The organism is Alteromonas confluentis, from assembly GCF_001757105.1.
Classification (GTDB): Bacteria; Pseudomonadota; Gammaproteobacteria; order Enterobacterales; family Alteromonadaceae; genus Alteromonas; species Alteromonas confluentis.
Genome location: NZ_MDHN01000029.1, coordinates 456,841 through 479,600, shown reverse-complemented (window position 1 = coordinate 479,600; position 22,760 = coordinate 456,841). Strand labels below are relative to the sequence as shown.

Annotated in this window: 24 protein-coding genes; 13 read left to right on the top strand and 11 right to left on the bottom strand. The window is 46.8% G+C overall.

Annotation, left to right across the window (positions count from 1 at the left end; all coding sequences use genetic code 11):
* Positions 1 to 71: 71 nt before the first annotated feature.
* From BFC18_RS13730 to BFC18_RS13700, 7 genes are all read right to left on the bottom strand, one after another.
* The gene (locus BFC18_RS13730; RefSeq protein ID WP_070126105.1) at positions 72 to 614 is read right to left on the bottom strand and encodes an acyloxyacyl hydrolase; all 543 of its coding nucleotides are present in this window, start codon (positions 612 to 614) and stop codon (positions 72 to 74) included.
* A 162-nt stretch (positions 615 to 776) separates the two neighbouring features.
* Entirely contained in the window at positions 777 to 3,851 is a 3,075-nt protein-coding gene (locus tag BFC18_RS13725; protein WP_070126147.1) for an error-prone DNA polymerase, read from the bottom strand.
* Position 3,852: 1 nt separating this feature from the next.
* Entirely contained in the window at positions 3,853 to 5,253 is a 1,401-nt protein-coding gene (locus BFC18_RS13720; RefSeq protein ID WP_070126104.1) for a Y-family DNA polymerase, read from the bottom strand.
* Positions 5,246 to 5,929 (bottom strand): hypothetical protein, encoded by a 684-nt coding sequence (locus tag BFC18_RS13715; RefSeq protein WP_070126103.1) that lies wholly within the window; start codon positions 5,927 to 5,929, stop codon positions 5,246 to 5,248. Before BFC18_RS13715 ends, BFC18_RS13720 begins: the two co-directional genes overlap by 8 nt.
* 72 nt (positions 5,930 to 6,001) lie before the next feature.
* A complete protein-coding gene (locus BFC18_RS13710) occupies positions 6,002 to 6,496 on the bottom strand; it encodes a hypothetical protein (protein WP_070126102.1) in 495 nt (164 codons plus the stop codon).
* A gap of 28 nt (positions 6,497 to 6,524) precedes the next feature.
* Positions 6,525 to 6,851, bottom strand: coding sequence for a DUF1820 family protein (locus BFC18_RS13705; RefSeq protein WP_070126101.1), 327 nt, complete (start codon positions 6,849 to 6,851; stop codon positions 6,525 to 6,527).
* Between the two features lie 48 nt (positions 6,852 to 6,899).
* A complete protein-coding gene (locus tag BFC18_RS13700; protein WP_070126100.1) occupies positions 6,900 to 7,469 on the bottom strand; it encodes a TetR/AcrR family transcriptional regulator in 570 nt (189 codons plus the stop codon).
* A gap of 133 nt (positions 7,470 to 7,602) precedes the next feature.
* Here BFC18_RS13700 and BFC18_RS13695 point away from each other — a divergent pair, with 133 nt between their 5' ends.
* Complete coding sequence (locus BFC18_RS13695; RefSeq protein WP_070126099.1) at positions 7,603 to 9,237, top strand: M28 family metallopeptidase; 1,635 nt, start codon at positions 7,603 to 7,605, stop codon at positions 9,235 to 9,237.
* An 86-nt stretch (positions 9,238 to 9,323) separates the two neighbouring features.
* Here the strand turns inward: BFC18_RS13695 and slmA are convergent, their stop codons facing one another.
* Positions 9,324 to 9,911, bottom strand: coding sequence for a nucleoid occlusion factor SlmA (slmA, locus tag BFC18_RS13690; protein ID WP_070126098.1), 588 nt, complete (start codon positions 9,909 to 9,911; stop codon positions 9,324 to 9,326).
* Between the two features lie 114 nt (positions 9,912 to 10,025).
* Complete coding sequence (gene coaBC, locus BFC18_RS13685) at positions 10,026 to 11,231, bottom strand: bifunctional phosphopantothenoylcysteine decarboxylase/phosphopantothenate--cysteine ligase CoaBC (RefSeq protein WP_070126097.1); 1,206 nt, start codon at positions 11,229 to 11,231, stop codon at positions 10,026 to 10,028.
* 145 nt (positions 11,232 to 11,376) lie between these two features.
* Here coaBC and radC point away from each other — a divergent pair, with 145 nt between their 5' ends.
* From radC to mutM, 9 genes are all read left to right on the top strand, one after another.
* On the top strand, positions 11,377 to 12,054 hold the full coding sequence (gene radC / locus BFC18_RS13680) for a RadC family protein (protein WP_070126096.1): 678 nt from the start codon (positions 11,377 to 11,379) through the stop codon (positions 12,052 to 12,054).
* A 168-nt stretch (positions 12,055 to 12,222) separates the two neighbouring features.
* Positions 12,223 to 12,576 carry a hypothetical protein gene (locus tag BFC18_RS13675; RefSeq protein ID WP_070126095.1) on the top strand — a complete coding sequence of 118 codons (354 nt, stop codon included), beginning with the start codon at positions 12,223 to 12,225 and terminating at the stop codon, positions 12,574 to 12,576.
* Positions 12,577 to 12,699: 123 nt separating this feature from the next.
* Entirely contained in the window at positions 12,700 to 13,383 is a 684-nt protein-coding gene (locus tag BFC18_RS13670) for a YjbF family lipoprotein (protein WP_070126094.1), read from the top strand.
* Complete coding sequence (locus BFC18_RS13665) at positions 13,380 to 14,111, top strand: capsule biosynthesis GfcC family protein (RefSeq protein ID WP_070126093.1); 732 nt, start codon at positions 13,380 to 13,382, stop codon at positions 14,109 to 14,111. The genes BFC18_RS13670 and BFC18_RS13665 overlap by 4 nt, the downstream gene beginning before the upstream one ends.
* Positions 14,108 to 16,213, top strand: a complete 2,106-nt coding sequence (locus BFC18_RS13660) for a YjbH domain-containing protein (protein ID WP_083273088.1) — start codon at positions 14,108 to 14,110, stop codon at positions 16,211 to 16,213. The genes BFC18_RS13665 and BFC18_RS13660 overlap by 4 nt, the downstream gene beginning before the upstream one ends.
* A 297-nt stretch (positions 16,214 to 16,510) precedes the next feature.
* Positions 16,511 to 16,747, top strand: a complete 237-nt coding sequence (gene rpmB / locus BFC18_RS13655) for a 50S ribosomal protein L28 (protein WP_070126092.1) — start codon at positions 16,511 to 16,513, stop codon at positions 16,745 to 16,747.
* An 11-nt stretch (positions 16,748 to 16,758) separates the two neighbouring features.
* On the top strand, positions 16,759 to 16,914 hold the full coding sequence (gene rpmG / locus BFC18_RS13650; RefSeq protein ID WP_012516577.1) for a 50S ribosomal protein L33: 156 nt from the start codon (positions 16,759 to 16,761) through the stop codon (positions 16,912 to 16,914).
* A 392-nt stretch (positions 16,915 to 17,306) separates the two neighbouring features.
* Entirely contained in the window at positions 17,307 to 17,789 is a 483-nt protein-coding gene (locus BFC18_RS13645) for a hypothetical protein (protein WP_070126091.1), read from the top strand.
* 3 nt (positions 17,790 to 17,792) lie between these two features.
* Entirely contained in the window at positions 17,793 to 18,602 is an 810-nt protein-coding gene (mutM, locus tag BFC18_RS13640; protein ID WP_070126090.1) for a bifunctional DNA-formamidopyrimidine glycosylase/DNA-(apurinic or apyrimidinic site) lyase, read from the top strand.
* Positions 18,603 to 18,639: 37 nt separating this feature from the next.
* On the opposite strand, the gene coaD is transcribed toward mutM, so the two are convergent.
* A complete protein-coding gene (gene coaD, locus BFC18_RS13635; protein ID WP_070126089.1) occupies positions 18,640 to 19,125 on the bottom strand; it encodes a pantetheine-phosphate adenylyltransferase in 486 nt (161 codons plus the stop codon).
* A gap of 60 nt (positions 19,126 to 19,185) precedes the next feature.
* Positions 19,186 to 19,899 carry a 3-deoxy-D-manno-octulosonic acid kinase gene (locus BFC18_RS13630; protein WP_070126088.1) on the bottom strand — a complete coding sequence of 238 codons (714 nt, stop codon included), beginning with the start codon at positions 19,897 to 19,899 and terminating at the stop codon, positions 19,186 to 19,188.
* Positions 19,900 to 19,992: 93 nt separating this feature from the next.
* Here BFC18_RS13630 and BFC18_RS13625 point away from each other — a divergent pair, with 93 nt between their 5' ends.
* The 3 genes from BFC18_RS13625 to BFC18_RS13615 all read left to right on the top strand — a co-directional run bounded on the left by BFC18_RS13625 (position 19,993) and on the right by BFC18_RS13615 (position 22,759).
* Positions 19,993 to 21,006 carry a glycosyltransferase family 9 protein gene (locus BFC18_RS13625; RefSeq protein WP_070126087.1) on the top strand — a complete coding sequence of 338 codons (1,014 nt, stop codon included), beginning with the start codon at positions 19,993 to 19,995 and terminating at the stop codon, positions 21,004 to 21,006.
* A 179-nt stretch (positions 21,007 to 21,185) separates the two neighbouring features.
* Positions 21,186 to 21,575, top strand: a complete 390-nt coding sequence (locus BFC18_RS13620; RefSeq protein ID WP_083273087.1) for a hypothetical protein — start codon at positions 21,186 to 21,188, stop codon at positions 21,573 to 21,575.
* Positions 21,572 to 22,759, top strand: coding sequence for a hypothetical protein (locus BFC18_RS13615; protein WP_083273086.1), 1,188 nt, complete (start codon positions 21,572 to 21,574; stop codon positions 22,757 to 22,759). The genes BFC18_RS13620 and BFC18_RS13615 overlap by 4 nt, the downstream gene beginning before the upstream one ends.
* The last annotated feature ends 1 nt before the right edge of the window (position 22,760 follow it).

Below are 22,760 nucleotides of genomic sequence, written 5' to 3'. Positions count from 1 at the left end.
ACACTCATTTGTGTATGAGTCAATATACTTGCCAACGTTGTATCGTGGGCCTGTGCGACTAGATGAGTCGTTTAAAAATGATAAGAATAAGACACGTTCAGAAAATCGAGTCCTGGATTATCGCTGTTTAAACCACCATTTGAGTAATGCATATAGCGTAATGCTATCTGGTTATTCTCTTGTTCATCAAGACTCAGCAAAAAGCCTAAACGATCCTCAAACTGATAATGTGAACCAATATTTTTTCCTGCAAAGTGTCTGTCGTTGACTAAACTGGCGCCAATGCCTGCTTCAAGGTAAAGAGGATACTTGTCATACACGGATGTAAGTTGTTTTACGATAACAGGGGAAATGGCGACGGCAAGGTTGGTGGCATGACTGTTATCTTCACCATACTCCCAAATATTAAAGCTGGCTTCCCAATAAAGTTTAATATCGCCAAACCAATCAGTGTAAAGGTCGTAGGATAACGGGCGATAGGCAAGTCGAACTCCGTCAATGTTGTCTGAGCCGTGCAAGTAATCGACAGCGACAGCTTGCCTGCCGGCATGGGCACTTAGTGAAAAGGCTGTGAGTATGATTGCGATGAATAAGTTTCGACGAACAAAAAGCATGATTCCTCCTCAGGTATTTCCATACAAAAGGCAAAATACAGACCAGAGGAACGTGCATTTAAAATCAATAACTTAATGTTACGCTAGTACATTAACATTCGTTAGTGTTTGTAAATTTGGGTAAAGATCAGAAAATATTTCATTGCCTAGTCAACTTAAAGATTAGTGAAAGTCTCTTGATCGAACGTTAATAGAGTCCAACCAATCTGTTCGATCAGTAAGTTTGCCGGCAATAATATGAATAACGCCTTCTGGCGAACGTTCGAGAATGCCATCTACCTGCAACAGTTGGGCTTTCAGGTAGGCTTGTTGTTGATGTCTGGCTGTGTTTTGCCACACCACAATATTCATATTGCCGGTATGGTCTTCCAAAGTGAAAAATGTCGCGCCTGAGGCCGTACCGGGTGACTGCCTACACGTTACGCAGCCAATAACATGTATAACCGAACGGTTGTCACATTCATTAAGTTGATTAGCCAGACGAAGATTTTTTATTGTATATTTTCTCAGTACTACCTCTATTGGGTGATGTTTCAGTGATAATGATGTAGATGCATAATCTTCAAGCAAAGAATCGGTGTCATTTGGCAAAAAGTCGAAAGGCAATTGTTCGGCACTATTACTGAACAAAGGTAGGGAAGTGTGTCTGTCCATCATTTGCCATCTTGCCTGATAACGGTTCCCTGCAATAGAAGAGAAAGCATCTGCACTGGCAAGTGCTGATAAATCTTTTTCAGATACGGCCTGCTGTTTAATGTGATCGAGGGTTTTAAATCCTACAGAAGGCCTGTTCGTCAAAAGTGTTTGTATTGCTTCGGAGGATAAGTTCTTTACCAGGTTCATGCCCAGCCTTATTGCTTTGTCCCCATTATTAAATACTAAGGTATGCTCTGCTTCAGATGCATTTATACATACCGGTAGCACGGGGATATGGTGTCGCCTGGCATCTTGAATCAGTTGGCTGGCAGAATAAAATCCCATGGGAAGACTATTCAGCAGCGAAATATAAAATTCAGCTGGGAAGTAATGCTTCAACCAACAGGACACGTAAGCAAGCACTGCAAATGACGCGGAATGTGACTCGGGAAAGCCATACCCACCAAACCCTTTGATTTGCTCAAATAGTTGTTCGGCAAAACTTTCAGAGTAACCTCTACCTGTCATGCCTTTTATAAGTCTGTCTCGAAACTCATAAATACGACCGTCTTTTTTCCAGCTTGCCATTGCACGGCGAAGCTGGTCGGCTTCACCCCCAGAGAAACCAGCGGCAACCATGGCGAGTTGTATTACCTGTTCTTGAAATATCGGCACGCCCATGGTTCTTGAAAGCACACTTTTTACTTCCTCTGAAGGATAAGACACGCTTTCTCTGCCGTGTCTACGTAGCAAGTAAGGATGCACCATGTCTCCCTGAATAGGGCCAGGCCTTACGATAGCTATTTGAACAACTAAATCATAATAGCAGCGTGGCTTAAGTCGGGGCAGCATGGTCATTTGTGCCCGTGACTCAATCTGAAAGGTACCCACGGTGTCGGCTTCGCAGATCATATCGTATACCTGTTGGTCGTCACCTAATCGCGTAATAAAAGGAATGGATACTTCCTGAGGATATTGTTCATTTATCAGGGCAAACGCTTTGCGAATAGCGGTAAGCATACCAAGGGCGAGCACATCGACTTTCAAAAGCCCGAGGGTTTCAAGATCATCTTTATCCCATTGAATTACTGTTCGCTCAGACATCGCCGCATTTTCCACGGGCACCAGTTCATAAAGTGGTCCGGCTGAAATGACAAAGCCGCCAACATGCTGAGAAAGATGACGGGGGAACCCGACAATTTGTTCCACTAAACTGATTAATTGCTTAACCTTGCTGTTAGCGGACGACAGGCCGCAGTTTTCAATTTGCGTTTGCCAGGGAACCGTACGGTCACGGCGATTGATGTTTTTAATCACATAATCGAGCTGCGACTCAGCAAAGCCTAGAGCTTTACCCACTTCACGGAAGGCGCTTTTAAAACGAAAGGAAATCACGGTGGCAGCAAGGGCGGTTCGCTCCCTGCCGTACTTACTGTAAATATATTGAATGACTTCTTCGCGGCGACTGTGCTCAAAGTCTACATCTATATCGGGTGGCTCATCCCTTTCTTTGGAAATGAAGCGTTCAAACAATACGTTTATTTGCCGGGGATCGACGGCAGTAATCTCCAAGCAATAACACACCACTGAATTGGCCGCTGAACCGCGCCCTTGATACAAAATGCGGTTATCTCGGGCGAACTGAACAATATCGAAAATCGTCAGGAAGAAGTATTCGTACTGTTGTTCTTCAATGAGTTGTAGTTCTTTTTCAATGGTGGCGCGGATTGCGGGTGAAATCCCTTCAGGAAAGCGACGAAGAATACCTGCCTCAACACACTCTCGCAGGTAAGAGATTGCGGTGTAGCCATCAGGGACTAATTCCGATGGATACTGATAACGAAGCTCATCTAAGTTGAATGTGCATAGTGAAGCAATTCGCACACTTTCTGCCAGCCACTTTGAAGGCAGCAGTTTTTTTAACTTGATCAGTGGTCTTAAGCTTTGTTCAGCATTGGAAATCGCACTTTGTCCTAGCTTTTCTACTGTGGTGTTTTTTCGAATGGCGTGCATAACCTGCTGCAAAGCCAGCCGATCATTGTGATGGAATAAAGCATGACTGCACGCGGTGATGGGCAGCGCATAGTCTGTATGTAAACGCTCGTATTCAGCAAACCGGGTGTGATCATAACCATCCAGGCGTCGCTGCACGCCAATCCAAACTCTTGATTGATGATGCCTCAGTAGCCACTTAGCCCAGTGGTTATTCAATTCAGGATCTTTATCAGGAAGCCAGATGATGAGGCAGTGTTGAATGGTTTTTAAATCCCATTCAGCCAGTTGGTACTCGCCCTTTGGGCTTCGTCTTCTCGCATTTGTAATGATGCGGCACAGTTCGCTATAGGCCGCTTTAGTTGGACAAAGTAATACACAGGTTAATGTGTCGCTAAGGGTAAATAAACTGCCCGTTATTAACTTAACCGGCAAATTGTGGCGTTTAATTTCACTATGCGCTCTAACAACGCCCGCCACGGAACATTCGTCGGTTATAGCCAATGCTTCGTAGCCGATAAACGATGCGGTTGTTACCAGTTCTTCCGGGCTGGATGCGCCGGTAAGAAAACTGAAATTACTTTGGCAAACCAGTTCCGCGTATCGCATGTCAGGCATACCAGCCATTTAAGAACCAGTTACCATTTTCCCTGAAGATTTGAATGCGCTGACCGTGTTGATTTCTGCCGATGAAGTAGTCACGTTTTTCTTTGTTTCCATCCCACCAACCTGACTCAATTCTGACTGGCCCAAATTCAATCTTTGGAGAATCGGTAAGCGGCTGCGGGTGTTTCAGCAAGTAGGTTGGGGTAAATTCTTCGAGATTGTCCTGCGTATTATCGGACTCACTTTCAACACCCGATGTAAAACGGTGATCCTGTAATGTGTGAGGTACCGATATCGCGTCTTCGCCCAGTCTTGCTGCCAGTCGACCGAATAGAAGTTGGCGGGCAAAAAGATGTTTTCTTGAATTGAAAAAATCAGCGGTGTCTGCCGCATAAGATCGTGGCTTTTCACTGCTAAATTCAAAATGCGTAACGGGTGCCGGTAGCTCCAGGGTTTCAAGCTTGAGTTTTATAAGTTGCTGCCACTCTGAAAAACTAAAACGGACATCAGATTTGCGGACTGATATTGGCATTTCAGGCGCTTCGCGAAAATACAGAGTAATGTTAATCGCCTGGCTACCGGCATTCCGCAGGCGCAAAAATAATTCCATATCTCTGAGGCATTGGTCGAGGTATCGCTGCAAACGTGTGGCATCTTCTACTTCGTAAGTTAAGAGTACTGAATGAGAAAAGTTTGCGGGCGGATGATAGAACAATCGCTGAGGCTGACTTTCACCGCGTAGCGCAAAAAGGTATTTCAGCAGCTCGCTATCGAAACGCTTACCTAACTCGGTAGGAGGCAATTTCAATAGCTCTCCTGCATGACGAATTCCGGCTCGTTGAAGGGCGTTGGCGTGTTTATCTGCGATGGACAAGGCTTGTACAGGTAATGCAGCTAATATGTTCTCTATTTTCTTATCGCATAAGAGAAAAGAACTCTGCCCCCTTTTTGCAAGTGCTTCAGCGTTCTCCGGGCTCCAGCCACAAGCAAAAACGAAGTTAACTTCTCTGTGATGCAACGTATTCTTTATTGCTAGCCAGATTTGTTGATAATCGCCGTAATACCGGACTAAATTATCAATACGAATAAAAAGACGACAGGGTGGCTGCAAGGAAATTTCAGCCGCGCATTGATAGAGACTTGCTGCCAGAAGCCGAAGTTGTGAATGTTCTATCTCTTCGGCATAGTCGATGACAGTGAGGTTTTCACATAATGCCGCAGCATGGGCTAGCCCCATACCGACTTCAATACCCACTTTACGGGCACAGCTATTTACCTGCAGCACATTGTTGCTAGCCTGATGGTAAGCCACTGCTGGTTGTTGATCAGGCACACTGCCATTCGCCTTGGCGTTATCAAGGGTTAACCGAAAGAAATGCAGGCACAGCCATCGTTGCCTAGCCATGAAGGGCATCGTCTTCTGCATGCATGGAATACTTACGCATCAGGCTATTGATTGTGGTGTTATTTGGCGTGAAGCTGACAGGCACGACAATATTTTGCTTCGGCCAGCCGCCCTGAAGCTTGCGTATATCGACCTGCAGACCTTGGTCTATAGCCGTAATAGTCAAATCCAGCGGTACCGGCAGAGCTGCGGATCGTTGATTTTCGGGTTCAAAAATGACCACCAGACACTCATGCTGTACAGCGGCCACTTGTAGGCGTCTAGCCTGGGCTGCGTTGATATGTTCGCACCAAAGCAGTAATACCGAGCATGAAGCTGATTTTATGGCCTCTTCAGCCGCCCAGAGGCTTAATTCAGAGGAGGTCGACACCACATGCACATTTTCCGGCACGACATTTACCCTGCGTAGACTATTTGTAATCAAAACCCCCGGAGGATTTACAAACAGGTAAAAAGCATTTTCGCTTGTTTGGGTAAACACGTTTTTTAGCAACGAAAGCTCGCCAATGCCGGTGCGCCCACTTATACGCACAACGCCGTATTCAGGGAAGCCTCCAAGAATAACTTCATCCAGCGACAAGTATCCCGTGGCCAGCCTGCGAGACTGACCGATAGGAGCTTGATTTCCACGCCATATAGCGGGGTGCTTTTCAACTAAAGAAAGGAGACTTGCCATATAAATTACCTGTATGCATATACAGTATTATAGGCAGAAGAATGGATTGATCAATACGTGTCTGATGGGAATTTATTCTTGTGGGCTAGATGCCCGAGGCGTCATTAAAGACAGGGTCATGATATCGCAGGCTTTTATAAAGCCATCAGCATGATTTTGTACCCAACTTATGCGCACATCATTTGGTTGCTCCTGCATCATGGCTTTAATATCATCCATGCTGACTTCTGAGTCTCTGATTGCAACGGTGAGTGCTTGTTCAATAGAAAGGCCCTTTTCACAGGCATCAAATATTATTTTGGCTGATGAGCTCGTGATGAGCATCATAACCTCGTAATTTTTGCCGCTTATCAACCCCTTCTTGCTGGCCTGTTCAACTCGCTCGGTGAAGATTTTCTGTAGTGTTCTGGCTGTGATGCTAAGCACCGAATAAGCGGTGTTGGCTTTTTCAGCGTTTTGCCTGGCAATACCACGGTTTGCAATGATTTGTTTATGCAGACTTTGTACTTTAAAAACAAAAAAAATCAGGATCAGAACTAACACGGCGATAATGCTGAATGCTAACAATGAACTGCCTCCTGATTCGTTGTAATGATTAATCTTTCCCTGGCGTGTAAATAGGGCCTGGGAATGCGGTTACCTTATCGGAAAGTTGGGTTATCTTAGCAGTTCCCTGCTTTTTAACCGTATCTATGCGAAGAACATTGTGCATAGGAATATAAGTTCTTTCGACGTCGGAGAATTCTGATTTCAGTTTTTCATGACTGGTATCTACCACCAGGCTTGTGTGGTTGTCCCAGACAAAATTTCCAATTTCGACAAAGCCAAAAAGACTACCCTGGCTAAGTTCTCGAACATACAGTTCGTAACGTTCGCCATTGCTGATGAACTGAATGCGATAAATAGGTTCATTACTGCTCATGTTGAAAAACCTGATGTGACAACGGGAGCATGATTTTACGATAAATAACTAAAGCTGCAATGGGGTTAATAAGGCTTCAGTGGCAATGACCATCTCTTCTTTATTTTCAGCAAGAATGCCATTCACGGCAAAACCCTGCACATAACTGGTAAGTTGCAGCGCCGCAGACTCTATATTGATTTCCACTTTGATTTCACCGTTAAGACGCGCCTTTTCAAGACAACCGATGAAGTCCAGTTGAAGCCTGTCGAGATAATGTCTGCCCATTTCCCTTACCGTAGCGTCTTGTTTGCCGAGTTCGCATACACAATTTATTAGCAGGCAACCACGGCTGTAAACCAAAGGAATGTAACGCAGAAAGAATGTATTGATCGCGGTGATGCCTTGGTGTGTCTCAAGTTCACTGACAACAGGCATCAATTGCGTGGTTTGATAGTGCTCAAGTACCTTATAAAGAAACTGTTGTTTAGAGCCGAATTCAAGATAAAACCCCCGCCGATTGAACGAGGTTCGGGCAATGATTTCATCCATGATCGCACCATGAAAGCTATACTCGAGGAATATGTCCACGGCTTGCTGGAGAATTTCTTCTATGTCGTACTGTGCGCTTCTTGGCATAAGGTATATTTCTGTCAGTCCCTCTATTCAGCGTAGCGTAAACCATAGAACTATCAAGGGATATCGTTATTCACCTTGCTTATATTAGTCTCTAGGTTAACATGCTCGTGGTTTAAGCAGTTTGAAGACTATTATGATTAAAAAAATCCTTCTGGGCAGTTTGGTTGCGTTATCGTCGCTGGCCGCTAGCGCACAAGATAATGCACCGGAGAGCCATTTCTCTCCAGATACGAACAGAATTAAATCTCACCTTTATTTCCTGGCAGATGATCTACTGGAAGGGCGAGATACCGGCTCCCGGGGCCACAACATCGCGGCACTTTACATTGCCACTGAATTTGCCAAATACGGATTGAAGCCAGCAGGAACAGAAGGTTTTATGCAGCCTGTTCCGTTCCGTAAAGCGAACTTAGTACAAGAGTCTCCGTCATTTAATTTTGAAAGTGAGAGCGGTAGCTTTTCATTGTCTTATCCGAAGGACTTTATTACGGGCCCTGATTTGCTGTCTTTGGAATCCAACGTAAAAGGTGAGTTGGTATTTGTGGGCTATGGGATTGTGGCGGAAGAGTTAAATCATAATGACTATGCCGATCTCGACGTAGACGGCAAAATTGTTGTTGTGTTATCGGGTAAACCGGCTTCTTTTCCTAGTGAAGAAGGGGCGCACTTTGGTTCTGGATACCAAAAGCAAAGCTATGCCGCTGAGCGTGGTGCCATTGGCATGATTACCTTATCTACACCCATTGCTGAAAAAGTACGCCCTTATCAGAGCCAGCTTAATTACATTCATACGCCGAGAATGGCGTGGCTTAATGATGAAGGTGTACCAGCCAATACGTTCGAACAATTAAAAGGCAGTGCATTTTTGAGTATGCCAGCCGCTGAGCAGCTTTTTGCTAACGCTCCGGTATCACTGAATGATATCTATGCGGCTCTCGAAGAAGATGAGTCACCGAAAGGATTTGCTATTCCGGGACAGGTTTCGCTTTCGAAGAAGAGCCTGCATTCGCAGATTGTCAGTCCTAATGTGGTTGGCGTGGTAGAAGGCAGCGATCCTGAACTGAAAAATGAATATGTAGTTTTCTCTGCGCACTCTGATCATATTGGTTTCGCGCAGACGGTGAAAAAAGACAACATCAACAATGGTGCCATGGATAACGCGTCTGGTACTGCGGTTATGTTAGAGACTGCCCGTTTATTTAGTAATCTGGAACAGAAACCTAAGCGTTCAATTCTGTTTGTTTCGGTAACCGGTGAAGAGAAAGGCTTGCTGGGAGCGGATTACTTTGCCCGCAACCCGACCGTACCTGTTACCTCGATGGTTGCCGATGTGAATCTGGATATGCCTATCCTGACTTACCCGTTTGCTGACGTTATTGCTTTTGGTGCAAGTCACAGTGATATGAAAAAGTCGGTAGAAGAAGCGGCAGGTAACGCCGGCATTACGTTAAGTGATGATCCTTGGCCGCAACAAGCACTGTTTACTCGCTCTGATCATTACGCATTTGTGAAGCAGGGCGTGCCTTCAGTATTTATGGTGCCAGGGTTACAGTCGAAAGATCCCGATGTCGACGGCAGTAAGATATTTGGTGAGTTTTTATCGACCCATTATCACAAGCCAAGTGATGATGTGAATCAGCCTTTCAACTGGGACGCAGCGAAGACCTTTACACAGGTAAACGCTGAGATTGGTCTCACTTTGGCTACTCAAGCTCAGCGACCTCAGTGGAACGAAGGGGACTTCTTCGGAAATACTTTTGGGCAGTAATCGTTTAGTGATTACTGCTATAGAGTGTTAGGAAAGCTAAAACAAAAAGAGCGCTTTGATTAAATGTCTCGGCGCTCTTTTTTTATTTAGATAAAGACCTGTTTAAACATTTGCCACTGTTCGGAGAACTGTTCTGTTGGTTTCCGGGTGAAGCCGCTGCGGATAAACTGGTTAATGCGCCCGTCGACGTAGCAAATCATCATGTTTGCCACCACGCCTTCCTCTGCTGCTAACGTGCGACCTTCACGGAGCTTTCGCTCTCGAAGAATTTGCTTGAGTTGAGTTTCCAGTCTTTCGAACAGTTTCGCGATGCGAGCTCGCAGTCGATCTTGTTCTCCCATCAGCGCATCACCGTTCAGAATACGGGTAATGCCGGGGTTTTTTTCTGCAAAACCCAGCAGGAGGTGCAGGATTAACTGACAACGGGCAGCTGAATCTTTTTCTTCGTTAAGAATCTTGTTGATACGTGAGAATAACGTTTCTTCTATAAATTCTATCAACCCTTCAAACATGCGGGCTTTACTTGGAAAATGACGGTACAACGCTGCTTCTGATACACCGACTTTTTCGGCGAGTTTAGCTGTTGTAATACGCTGGCCCTGATTGGTTTCCAGCATACCGGCAAGGGCTTGCAGGATCTGAGCTCGGCGATTAGGTTTCTTTACCGCAGGCATAAGGCGAGTGTTTCCTCTGCTACCGGACCCGAAATACGCGGGTCCATGTTCCATTTTAAGTGGTTTGTTTTTATTTATTTGGTCACGCAGAAAACGTTATCGACCAGCAAACCATTATTTTGATTGTTTATTATTATATTGTTTTGTAATCAGGCCAATTAGCTGTTCGGCTAGTGTGGTCTTGGGGGCTGGTGGTAGTTTTTTATCTCCATCCTGCCAAATTACATGTAGCGCATTTTTATCGCTGTTAAAGCCGAGACCTTCAACGGTGATGTCGTTAGCGGCAATCATGTCGAGGTTTTTCTTTTCCAGCTTTCCTCTGGCATATTCTTCCACATTTTGACTTTCCGCTGCAAAGCCAACGGTAAAGGGGGCGGGTGAAAGCGCTGCCACAGTTTTAAGAATATCAGGGTTTTTAACAAAAGTAAGTGTTAACTCATCATCGGATTTCTTTATCTTATTGGCGGCTTGATGGGCTATGCGATAGTCGGCTACCGCTGCAGCTGCAATAAAGATATCGGTATCACGCATTTCTGCCTGCACCGCTTTTAGCATGTCTTCAGCCGAGCTTACATTTACCCGCTTTACGGCGGGTGGCGTAGCTAAAGAAACGGGTCCTGAAACCAGAACAACGTTAGCACCTTGTTCGGCTGCCGCTTGTGCGACAGCGTATCCCATTTTGCCGCTGCTATGATTTGAAATGTAGCGCACCGGATCGATAGGTTCCCGGGTGGGACCGGCGGTAATAACGACCTTTTTTCCTGCTAAAAGGTGACCTGATGATGCAGCGATAAGTGCTGAAACAATGTCTTCTGGCTCAGCCATTCTGCCAGGACCGACATCTCCGCACGCTTGCTCGCCTGCCGCGGGGCCAATGAAGTTGATTGCCTGGAGTTGAAGCTTGTGAAAATTGTCCTGAGTTGAACGCGCTCGCCACATCTGTTGGTTCATCGCCGGTGCAATAAATACTTTTGCTGTAGTAGCGAGATAGAGGGTAGAGAGTAAGTCGTCGGCTAGTCCGTGCGCCAGTTTAGCCATACAGTGCGCGGTAGCTGGAGCTACCAGCAATATATCCGCCCATTTAGCCAGTTCAATATGACCCATGCCTGCCTCAGCTTGTTCATCTAGCAACTGGCTGTGCACCTGATTTCCAGAGACGGCTTGCAAGGAAAGGGCGCTAACAAACTCTGCAGCGCCTTTCGTGAGGACAACCCTGACATCGGCACCTTCTGCCTTCAATTTTCTAACTAGATCCGGCGTTTTATAAGCGGCAATGCCGCCGGTTACACCCACTAAAATCTTTTTATTGAACAATTGCATAGTACAGTATTTAACCAGTTAGATTAAAACAAGACTACCAGATGTTTGCCGCTCACGACAATGTGCATGAGATCTGTCATTTCAGACAGTAGTGAGTTTACCGAACCGGCGATAGGCTATGAGCATATTGAAGAGAGGTTAAATCATGCTAGATATTCGCTCCTGGCCACTCATGGAAAGGCCCAGAGAAAAACTATTTATTAAAGGTGCATCTTCGTTGAGTGATGCTGAAATACTCGCTGTGTTATTTGGCAGCGGTATTGGCGGGCAAGGGGCGCTTTGCATTGCCCACGAGCTACTCGAACAACTCGGTTCCTTGCGTAGTATCGTACATGCAAGCAAAACCGAGCTTTGCAATATCAAAGGCGTTGGAGAAATGAAGGTTGCCCAGTTAACAGCAGTAAAAGAAATTTCGCGACGAGTATTAGAGTCGACCTTACAAGAACGTCCGGTTTTTAATCAGGTGAGTGACGTAGAAGATTTCTTGCTAACAACCCTACGGCACGAGCAAAAAGAGCATTTCGGTATACTTTGCTTGAACAGTCAGCATCACCTCATTGCGTTTAGAAACCTATTTTCAGGCACACTCAATGCGGCTGCTGTGTATCCCAGAGAGATAGTGCGTCAGGTAATCGAAGATAACGCCGCCGCAGTAATTTTGGTCCATAATCATCCTTCCGGCGTACCAGATCCGAGCGATGCAGATATAAGATTAACCCGCGATGTGAAACATGCTTTAAATCTTATAGACGTCAATGTGTTAGATCACTTTATCGTGGGTGACGCCACAATATGTTCATTGGCGCAGAAAGGATTGATGTAATTTTGATCCTTGCTATACTGAAGGCTGCGATCCTGTCAGATCGTCGGCGATCCATGCGACGAGCATGTGAAACGTATATTTTTTACGACCAAACTATGTTTAAAGAGTGGTCAGCTCTTGATTAATACTTTAGCATAGGGCGTCGGTGGATTATAAATAAGGACAATTATGAAACAGTCATTAATTTCATTAGCTCTTGGTGCGACCATGGCTTTTGGTGCAGTAGCACAAGACGACGGAGCTGAAGGTAGTATCGCAACTGGTTCAGTTGCTACTGGTGTTGCTGTAGCTGGCGTTCTTGCAGCTGTAGTAAGTAACAACCGTGGTTCAGCAGATATCATCGATGATGGTGATAACGGTACTGACCCAACTTGTAACGACGGTGACGACCTGGTTGACGGTTCTTGCGTAGGTTCTACTACTACTCTGACTGAAACTGTTACTGTATCTGGTACACAAACTGTAACAATCACAGTTCCTGTATCAGTTAGCTATACATACGCACCTTCTTCTGCGCAGTAATTGCTAAATGCTTTTCGAAAGCCGCCCTATTTTGGAGCGGCTTTTTTATTTCCAATCATTAAGTCCGTCATCCGCGTGCTAATCATCGAATGCTAATTTTCAAATATAGTGACGTCTAGGAATATGTTCCGAAGGATTCTTCTACTACTCTCGTTCTGCACTTTTCTCGCAGGGTGTTCAAATACAAACAGAGCTTATTTCGATTCGATCAAGCTCGCTTTTCAACAACAAGACATCACCGCATCATCTGAAAAAATCAGAAATAACAAAAAGGATTTGATTGCTGTTAAGCATGGTGAGCGATATCAAGTCATCATGGCGCTTTCTTTCTCTGAAAGCGGTATTGATACATGGCGCTCTGCGGATAATGCCCTCTTTTTCATGCAAAACGACGTTATTGTTCAAACACATGGCTTAAATAATGATTTGGTGTACCAGTCAAATTTAAATGCAAACCCATTAGCGGCGGATAGCGCCACACAAACAGACTGGCATTACATCACCGACATTGAAGGCTACGGGTACGGCCTTGATGTAGAGACAAGTTGGCGTCGAGCCGGTGAGGAATCGCTAAAGGTGCTTTCAAATGACTTCAATACCAACCTTATTGAGCAGCACGTGAAGTACACCGGGGCAAAGCCTTTTTATGAGTCTGAACTGTCATGGATTAACCGGTACTGGTTTGATAAATCAAGCGGTGAATTGCTGAAGTCTGAGCAAAAGATTTCGCCTGCGAACGACTGGATCCGCATCACTTTCCTAAGTCGGGCGCAACGTCTTATCGATGCCGGGAGCGAAACAAAATGAAACGACTTATCACGCTCTTTTTATTCGCAATCGTGTCAGCAAAAGCGTTGGCTGTGGTTGATATCGATTTAAACGGGCAGCATTACCGTTATCTTAATCCGGTACGCCTGTCACTTATTCTGCAGGTAAACGCGAAAAATGGTGATTGGTATTGGCCCGCCAGTGCAATCTACAAAATTGACCAGGAATATACCGAGTCGCTGCGTCAGGACGTGCTGCAATCTATTGATTCATTAGCGGTTGATTTAAGTGTCAACGACGATAAAGCCATAGCGCTGAATGCACTGCGTCAGCAGGTTCAGCAATGGACATTGGCTAAGCGATTGCCGGTAATAGTAAACAAAAACGCCGCACGGGTTGATCCCAGTCTGAATCCTATGTTTCAGGATGGTAACTACATTATGCGCCTAAGTGGCAGGCCAACTGCGGTGTGGATGAGCGGTATGGTGTCGACACCGGGATCTTACGAATACCGTAATCAGCATACTGCGGCAGATTATGCCGAAGGCGTAAAATTACGAAACTATGCTGACCCCGATTTTGTGTACGTGATTTCACCTCGTGGAGAGGTGAGCAAATTGAATGTGGCATATTGGGGAGAATCCTATTCCCAACTCATGCCGGGAAGTCAGATCTTTGTACCATTATTCAGTTGGTTATTGTCGCCAGCCGTTGAAGAGTTAAATGAGAAAGTTGCGGCGCTAGCCGTGCACAGGGTGTTGCAATGAAGTTGTTTAAAGGAATGCCCTCGCGGTGCGCAATTGCTGTAGCGACGGCTTGTGTCAGTCAATCTGCGTTCAGTGATGACGCGGTTTCACTGCAGGTGAAGCCTTCTCAAATGGTTCAAGGGGGCACTGGGCTCATTCAAACACCAACATCCAGAATGGGTGAGGTGGGCGATTTGTACATGAACTACACCGACAACAACGAGTATCGTTTCTGGTCGGTTAACCTGCAACTGTTCGACTGGATGCAAGCGACCGCGCGCTATACCGACGTACGAACGCGTCTTTACAGCGATGTACCAAGTTTCAGCGGCGACCAAACCTTAAAAGACAAAGGTCTGGATGTGAAATTCAGACTACTTGAAGAAGGTTACTATTTCCCCGAAGTCTCGTTAGGTTTTCGTGATTTTGGTGGTACAGGCTTTTTTGAAAGTGAATACGTAACCGCTTCTAAAGCTTATGGTCCTTTCGACTTTCACCTTGGTCTCGGTTGGGGGTACATGGGTACCGCCGACGATATTACCAATCCGTTTTGTAAGATCCGCGACAGTTATTGCGACCGTCCGTCAGGCTTTTCCGGGCGTGGTGGTAAAATTGATTACGATCAGTTTTTTAAAGGCCCCATGGCAGTATTTGGTGGCGTAGAATACCAAACGCCCTGGGAGCCTCTGCGCCTGAAGCTTGAGTTCGAGGGGAATAACTACCAGTACGACCGCGCCGGCGCGTTAGAACAGGATTCCCGTTGGAATCTGGGGGCTGTGTATCGTTGGAACAATTTTGATTTCACCGCCAACTATCAGCGGGGCAATACGTTTGGCTTCGGTGTCACTTATCATTTCAACATGAACACAGCGAAACAGGTGAAGTTTGACGATCCTCCTCGCGAAATCGTTGACGCGAAACCTGCGGCCTCACTGGCAGAGCTGAATAAGTCCCGTTTATATCGTTCTTTAGCGTACGACGGCGGTTTTATTCTTACTGACGCGTCGGTAGAAGAAGACGAGGCAATCTTTTACGGAAATCAGATTGCTTATCGCAATAAAGCGGAAGCGGTGAATCGTATTGGTCGCATCGCGGCTTCTGAATTGCCTGAATCTGTGAAGTCTTATCATATTGTCGAAAATGCAGGCCGTCTGCCTATGGTAGACACTGTAATAGATGCCGATGCCTTCAAAGTTGCCGCTAAGTATGAAGATATCGAAGCTGATATCACACAAACTTACACGCGCGTTGCGCCATCTGAAGACGTGCTTGAGAAATACGAGCCGAACCGTACCAATGGCTTTTTTAAAGGTGTGGACTTCTTTTACACCCAGAGCTTTGGTAACCCGGAAGATTTCTATTTATACCAAGGCGGTTTAATCTTCTCCGGCGGTTATGCTTTCAATGAAAACTGGGCGGCTGTCTCGAGCGTACGAGCTACCTTGTTAGATAACTTCGACAAGTTCAGTTTCCGCATCGACCAGGATACTTCTACGTTGCCTCGAGTGCGCACCATGGTGCGGGAATACGTGAGCAACGACCTATGGCTAGATACCGCTATTCTGCAGTGGAATGACCGCTTAAGCGATAATGTATTTGCACAGGCTTATGGCGGCTATCTGGAAACCATGTTCGGTGGTATTGGTGGTGAAGTGTTGTGGCAGCCAGTAGACAGCCGTATCGCGTTTGGGGTTGATGTAAACTATGCCAAACAGCGTGACTACGATGAGCCCTTTGATTTCTTCGATTACGATGTGATTACCGGTCATGTCAGCGCGTACTGGCAGCCTGAGTTCCTGCCCGACACCATGCTAACCGTTAGCGCGGGTCAGTTCCTGGCAAAAGATAAGGGTGTGAACATCGATTTCGCCAAGCGTTTCGATAGTGGCATCATTGTAGGCGCTTATGCGGCAATCACGAATGTGTCATCAGAAGAGTATGGTGAAGGTAGCTTTACTAAGGGCTTCTATATTTCAGTGCCCCTCGATCTGTTCACGCTGATGCCGTCGAAAGGACGGGGCTCGTTCCCGTGGGTACCGATCTCACGAGATGGTGGCCAGATGCTTAAGCGTCCTGGCAGACTAATTGATTTCACCGGGCCGCGATCATCATTCTTTGATTGATCTGATCATTGTTTGAAAGATCTACGATCAGATCGTTACAGGATCGTTTTTAGGTGGTATGATGCGCCCCCAATTGTGCACGATGGATGAGAAATCATGGTGTGTGCACAGCCTGAGAAGGCGAAAAAGTAAAAATATGTGCCGATTGGAAGGTTTTTAGCCTTTTTTATTGAAATGCACATATTTTTGCTGTATAAAATGCGCCCTCTTATTTATCGTAATATCGTCAACTGACCCAGAAGACTTTTAGGTGGGATCGATTGGCGCGACAGTTTTGTAGTTCTGGAGACAAATACAATGTCAAGAGTATGCCAAGTTACTGGTAAGCGTCCAGCGGTTGGTAATAACCGTTCGCACGCACGCAATGCGACTCGTCGTCGCTTTTTGCCAAATCTTCAAACTCACCGTTTTTGGGTTGAGAGCGAAAATCGTTTTGTTAAACTGCGTCTGTCTGCTAAAGGCATGCGTATCATCGATAAAAAGGGTATCGATTCAGTTCTGACTGACATGCGTGCCCGTGGTGAGAAAATCTAAGGAAGCCGACAATGCGTGATAAAATTAAATTAGTTTCTTCAGCAGGTACAGGTTTCTTCTACACCACTGACAAGAACAAGCGTAACATGCCAGGCAAAATGGAGATCAAAAAATACGATCCCGTTGTGCGTAAGCACGTTATGTTCAAAGAGGCAAAAATCAAGTAATAAAACTTGCTTTTGTCTCCACGAAAACCCGGCTCTTGCCGGGTTTTTTGCGTTTGGAGACCAGTCAGTTTATCTTAAGCGGCATAGGTGTTGGACCTACTGAATATGTTTAAGCGGATCGAATTCAGTTCCAGCGTTGTGTGGACGTTCAGAAACGAAATGGCGGTACACAAGAGTTGATGGGCTTCAGAAACGAAAATAGCTACCTGTGTCACTGGGCGTTCAGAAACACGGCGTAAACCCATCCATGGGGCCTCGGCTGCCGCATCCCTGCGGCAGACGGTTTCTGAACGCCCACTGACTCCGGTTTTACGCTATTTTCGTTTCTGAATTTGCGTAGACTCTGGTATTGACCATTACCCAAATAAAAGTAACTTCAAAACTGAGAAAATATGGCCTTTCTGTCTCAGCGCGGTATGAACAATGTGGTGATTTTTGCCATGCTGATTATGATCGCACTGTTTAATTTAGACACCTTTCTACCGTCAGCGAAAGCGCCTGCGGCTATGCCTCTGATCCCAGAAGAGGCTTATGTGCTGAAAATTGAGCAGGGAATGAATCAACTGGTACGTAACGGTCAGGGCTGGCGACAGATCACTGAAGGTCCTGCGCCGTCTGTGTCGCCAGAGCAGCAAATTTCCGCCTGGCGTGAGGCGATGATGCACAGTCAGGCTGATCCTGTGGATATTGCCGGTGAACCGATAATTGCGGTTGTCTGGCTGGCAGGGCAATCCGATGGTCTGGTTTTCGCGTTTTACCCTGATGAACTTTCTGCTGATGGAGACGGGACCTTGCTGAAATATCAGAATCAATGGTTTCGCCTGACCGATGCATCACTAGCCACGTTACTACCCTGGCAACAACCGGAGCTGTAATCCATGCCTGAATTACCTGAAGTCGAGGTAAGCCGTCTCGGCATTTCGCCCTGGCTCCTCAATCAGACTATCAACAAGATCATTGTGCGCGACAAGCGTCTGCGCTGGCCGGTGCCGGATGAAATTTTTCTGGCAGAAGGTAAAACCATTGTAAATATCCGTCGCCGGGCAAAATATTTGCTTATCGATGTGGGCGACGGAGAAATCATTCTGCATTTGGGCATGTCTGGAAAATTGCGTGTTATCGATGCCGATTTTCCAACTATCAAACATGACCATATTGATATTGTACTTGGTAGCGGTAAATGCCTGCGCTTTAACGACCCACGACGCTTTGGCGCGTGCCTGTGGCAGCCGAAGGGGGCAACGCATACGCTACTGAGCAAATTAGGACCAGAGCCGCTCACAGACGATTTTGATACAGATAGGCTGGTGGCATTATCGAAAGGCAAAAAGAGCCCGGTGAAGACCTTCATCATGGATAACGATGTGGTCGTTGGCGTTGGTAATATTTATGCAAACGAAGCGCTGTTTATGTCAGGCATCGATCCACGTCGTGCTGCAGGCAGAGTGAGCGCAAAGCGTTATGCGTTGCTAACAGCCGCGATAAAAGAAGTGCTGGCTAAAGCCATAGAGCAGGGCGGCACCACACTAAAAGATTTCGCCCAGAGCGATGGCAATCCCGGTTACTTCGCCCAGCATTTGCGGGTGTATGGCCGGGCAGGCCAGGAATGCGAAATCTGTAGCACCGAAATTAAAAGCGTAGTAATAGGCCAGCGCAACACCTTCTACTGCCCCAACTGCCAGAAATAACGCTGGGCGAAGTTGTGGCGTTCCGATACTACAGGCTTCACTTCCCGTGAAAACGTTCCTGCAGGGCTTTTACTACAACCGGGTGGCAGAAGTCGTCGACTTTACCCTTGTGTAGCGCAACTTCTTTTACCAGCGTTGACGAGATAAACGAGTTTTCTTCGGCTGGGGTAAGAAAGACACTTTCCAACTTGGGATTCAGGCGACGATTCATATTCGCTAACTGAAATTCGTATTCAAAGTCGGAAACCGCGCGTAGTCCGCGGATCAAAATGGTGGCATTAATTTCGTCTGCAAACCCTGCCAATAAACCGGTAAAGCCCCTGACTTCCACATTCGGTAAGTCTTTGGTGACTTCCTTAATCATTTCTACCCGTTCTTCCAGTGTAAACAATGGTTTCTTGCTCGGATTGGAAGCGATTCCTACGATAACGCGGGAAAACATTTGTGATGCACGCTCTATAAGGTCGGCGTGTCCGTTTGTGATCGGATCAAAAGTACCCGGATAAATGGCTCGTGTGTGCATAGTAATTAACTTTTATGTTGTCCCGTTTGAAACATTACCGATTAACGCAAAGACATGCAATCAGGCTGACATCAGGCCATCAATAAACGCATCCCAATCGGTTTTCTGCCAATGAAACTGCTTATTCTTGTTTTTCTCTTTCTCCAGCGAGCGCAGGAATCGAGCAATATTTTGCGATTTCCAGCTGTCGCCGTCACGAAATTCACAGCGGTCAAAATCGATGATCCATACCGTATCAGAGCTATCTACCATCACGTTGCGAACATTCAAGTCGTGATGATACACCCCGGCGCGATGCATCTTGGCTACCGCGACGCCTATGTCGTGCCACAGAGCCGGGGAGATCGGTGCGCGGCAGAGCATAGCATGCAAATCGTCGCTGCCAGGAATCATCGCTGTGATCAGGTCTCCACGATATACCAGTCCGCTCTGCACGGCTCTGGCAGCAACGGGCTCTGGAACGTTCAGCCCCATTTCACGCATAGCCGACAGCAGCCTGAACTCACAGAACGGGCGGGTTTTTTCCACGCCAGAATACAGGTATTGATCAGACAGAATTTTGCCTGGCAAGCCACCTCGTCGGTAATGGCGTAACACCCAGTCCTGTCCGTCGACTTGCAAAAATAACGTGGTACCGCGACCCTTGGCCTGACCTGTAATGGCATTTCGCTGGCGCCAGAAATCAGCCTCAAAGCTGTCGAAGCTGAGGGCACCTTCATACTGACTGTCGACCAGCATGTGCTGGTGGCCGCTGGAAACGTGTTTTATCGCCATGCTTTATTATTAATATGGTAAATTGGCCATTGTAATGAAAATTCCGCAGTTTTCAGCTGTAGAGGTGATTCCTTGAAGAAAAAGATTTGTTTGATGAGGTTGTCGGCCATCGGTGATGTTTGCCATGCCGCGGCGTTGGTTCATCGGATAAAAACACACTGGCCAGAAGCAGAGCTCACCTGGGTCATTGGAAAAATTGAATACCAGTTGATGAAAACCCTACCCGATGTGCGCTTTATTGTGTTCGATAAAAAGCAGGGCAAGCAGGCGGTAGCTGATCTAAAAGCCGCGGTGCAAGGAGAGCAATTCGATGCGCTGCTAATGATGCAGGTGGCGATGCGGGCAAACCTTGCATCGCGGGTGATTAAAGCAAAGCAGCGTATTGGTTTCGACTGGGCCAGGAGTAAAGAGCTGCACTGGCTATTTGCAAATAAAAGGGTCAAAGCGCATGAGCACGCCCATGTGCTAGACGGCTTTATGGATTTCGGTGATGCACTGGGTCTGCCTGAAGATCCAAAACCCCAGTGGAACATTCCTGTACCTGATTCCTCTCAGCGCTACGCCAGTGCATTGGCCGAAGAAATGGGTCGCTTTGCGGTTATCAGTCCGGCGGCAAGTAAGGAAGAGCGTAACTGGCTGCCAGAGCGCTACGCCGAGGCTGCCGAATATCTTAAAAGCAAAGGCCTGGCAGTGGTGCTTTGTGGTGGACCGGGTCCGGTAGATCGTAAACTGGCAGATGCCATCAAATCGCACACTGATGCCATTAGCAAAGATATTGTGGGTGAAACCTCGCTCCACGATATGCTCATGGTACTCAAGCAGGCTGAACTGGTTATTGCCCCCGATACCGGCCCGGCACACATGGCAACCACGGTGGGTACGCCGGTCATTGGTTTGTATGCACACTCTAACCCTCGCCGCACAGGCCCGTATAACAGTTTAGAGTTTGTGGTATCGGTATACGACGAGTGCATCAAAGAGCAAACCGGCAAGTCCTGGAAGCAACTTCCCTGGGGCAAAAGGGCAAAAGGAACGTCGCTGATGAGCAGAATCAACACTAATGCGGTAACAGAAATGATTAATCGGGTGCTTACCGACACTAAATAACCGCCGTCAGTCAATTAATTCAGTCACGTACGGGCAATCTGGCTAAAACCCTCTACACTTTAAATTAACGTCTGAAGACGTTTTCTTTAAGGATGAGGTGCCAATTGTCCGCGCTTTCCAAAATAGGGTTTTGTTTTTGTAACAAGTGCTTTTCTATACGGGTTATTGCCGTATGCCTTTTGCTGTGTGTTTGTTTACCCGTCAAAGCCATTGAATCGACTGTCATCATTAATAACGGTGTAGAAAAACGGCAATTTTCACGCACCGATATCCGCAATATCTTCTCCGCTCGAACCCAATACTGGTCTGATGGCGCAAAAATAACAGTTTATGTGCTTGATGCGCAGACCGAGGCACACAAAGATTTCTGCAGAGAAATGCTGAAGATGTTCCCGTATCAGCTTGAACGCATGTGGAACCAGATCACCTACTCCGGTCAGGGCGAACGTCCGCAAACGGTAGCAACCGAGGCCGAACTTATTGAGGCGGTAAAGAATACTCCGGGAGCAATTGGGTATGCCTACCACACCTCAGCACTGGAAAATGTCAGGGAGGTAGCCATTCCATGAAATTCCATACACGGTGGTTACTTGGTATATCGCTTTTAGGGGGGCTTCAGTGTTTCCCGGCTTCGGCTGAGTCTGCCTTTAGCTGGCATGGGTTTTTATCTCAAGGGGTGAGCCAGTCAGTACACAGTGATTTTGTTTCCGATAACGGAGACGTGAGTTTTAATCTCACCGAGTTGGGTATCAACATGCGTTACGATGTGAATGCGTCTTTGGCGTTTGTAGGCCAAGCGGTGTATCTCGACGGCGGTAACCGGTTCGAGCAAGGTGGCAGACTCGATTATTTGTATCTGGATTGGCGTTTGCCAGAGTTCAGCAATGCCACGCTGAATGTCAATGTGGGTAGATTCAAAAATCCGCACTGGCTCTATTCTGCAACCCGCGATGTACCGCAAACCCGCGCCACCATCATACTTCCGCAGTCTTTGTATTTCGATAATTTTCGCGACGTGGCTTTAGGTAGCGATGGCGTGCTGTTGCGCTATTACCACGCGGCTGAAGAAGGCAGTTTCAGAGTGAACTGGAGCTATGGCAAGTCGCCCATGAGTACTTTTCAAACCAAAGCGTTGCTCGGAGAATTTGCTCAAGGTGAACTGGAGCAAGATTTTGCCCATCAATTTAGTGCTTATTGGCAGTCTGCCTCTCTCAGTTGGCAGATTGGCGTGAGCTATCTCGACTCCGATTTTACTTACAACCCCGCAGCCGTTGACTTTTACGTAGCTGCTGAAAGGGAAGTGCAGCTTTACACAATTTCCGTTGCGTACTTTGCTGAGAATTGGGAGTTTGCGACGGAACTGCAACGCAACCACAGAATAGACCAAGGTGGATACGCACCTGACTACATGGTGAACCAGCAGGGAGAAGGCGGTTATGTACAACTGCGTTATCGGATTGCGCCTTCGTACACTGTAACAACCAGCTACGACATGTATATCTCTGACCGGGAAGACCGGGATGGTGAAGTCCTCGAGGCGATGACAGGAGGCATGGTACCTGCGTACTACGGGTTTGAGAAAACCATCGCGGTTGGACTTCAGTGGGACCCAGCGCCACATTGGCGAGTTCAGGCTGAGCATCATTGGGTGCACGGCGCTGGGCGACTTACTAGCCTGCCATCGTCGCAGAATACCCCTGAAACCAAAGAGCACTGGCGTATGTGGGCAATGCAAGTGATGTACTGGTTCTGAA

Coding starts and splice junctions, on each gene's coding strand:
- BFC18_RS13730 (WP_070126105.1), bottom strand. CDS start 614: ATGCTTTTTGTTCGTCGAAACTTATTCATCGCAATCATACTCACAGCC.
- BFC18_RS13725 (WP_070126147.1), bottom strand. CDS start 3,851: ATGCGATACGCGGAACTGGTTTGCCAAAGTAATTTCAGTTTTCTTACC.
- BFC18_RS13720 (WP_070126104.1), bottom strand. CDS start 5,253: ATGGCTAGGCAACGATGGCTGTGCCTGCATTTCTTTCGGTTAACCCTT.
- BFC18_RS13715 (WP_070126103.1), bottom strand. CDS start 5,929: ATGGCAAGTCTCCTTTCTTTAGTTGAAAAGCACCCCGCTATATGGCGT.
- BFC18_RS13705 (WP_070126101.1), bottom strand. CDS start 6,851: ATGAGCAGTAATGAACCTATTTATCGCATTCAGTTCATCAGCAATGGC.
- BFC18_RS13700 (WP_070126100.1), bottom strand. CDS start 7,469: ATGCCAAGAAGCGCACAGTACGACATAGAAGAAATTCTCCAGCAAGCC.
- BFC18_RS13695 (WP_070126099.1), top strand. CDS start 7,603: ATGATTAAAAAAATCCTTCTGGGCAGTTTGGTTGCGTTATCGTCGCTG.
- slmA (WP_070126098.1), bottom strand. CDS start 9,911: ATGCCTGCGGTAAAGAAACCTAATCGCCGAGCTCAGATCCTGCAAGCC.
- coaBC (WP_070126097.1), bottom strand. CDS start 11,231: ATGCAATTGTTCAATAAAAAGATTTTAGTGGGTGTAACCGGCGGCATT.
- radC (WP_070126096.1), top strand. CDS start 11,377: ATGCTAGATATTCGCTCCTGGCCACTCATGGAAAGGCCCAGAGAAAAA.
- BFC18_RS13675 (WP_070126095.1), top strand. CDS start 12,223: ATGAAACAGTCATTAATTTCATTAGCTCTTGGTGCGACCATGGCTTTT.
- BFC18_RS13670 (WP_070126094.1), top strand. CDS start 12,700: ATGTTCCGAAGGATTCTTCTACTACTCTCGTTCTGCACTTTTCTCGCA.
- BFC18_RS13665 (WP_070126093.1), top strand. CDS start 13,380: ATGAAACGACTTATCACGCTCTTTTTATTCGCAATCGTGTCAGCAAAA.
- BFC18_RS13660 (WP_083273088.1), top strand. CDS start 14,108: ATGAAGTTGTTTAAAGGAATGCCCTCGCGGTGCGCAATTGCTGTAGCG.
- rpmB (WP_070126092.1), top strand. CDS start 16,511: ATGTCAAGAGTATGCCAAGTTACTGGTAAGCGTCCAGCGGTTGGTAAT.
- rpmG (WP_012516577.1), top strand. CDS start 16,759: ATGCGTGATAAAATTAAATTAGTTTCTTCAGCAGGTACAGGTTTCTTC.
- BFC18_RS13645 (WP_070126091.1), top strand. CDS start 17,307: ATGGCCTTTCTGTCTCAGCGCGGTATGAACAATGTGGTGATTTTTGCC.
- mutM (WP_070126090.1), top strand. CDS start 17,793: ATGCCTGAATTACCTGAAGTCGAGGTAAGCCGTCTCGGCATTTCGCCC.
- coaD (WP_070126089.1), bottom strand. CDS start 19,125: ATGCACACACGAGCCATTTATCCGGGTACTTTTGATCCGATCACAAAC.
- BFC18_RS13630 (WP_070126088.1), bottom strand. CDS start 19,899: ATGGCGATAAAACACGTTTCCAGCGGCCACCAGCACATGCTGGTCGAC.
- BFC18_RS13625 (WP_070126087.1), top strand. CDS start 19,993: ATGAGGTTGTCGGCCATCGGTGATGTTTGCCATGCCGCGGCGTTGGTT.
- BFC18_RS13615 (WP_083273086.1), top strand. CDS start 21,572: ATGAAATTCCATACACGGTGGTTACTTGGTATATCGCTTTTAGGGGGG.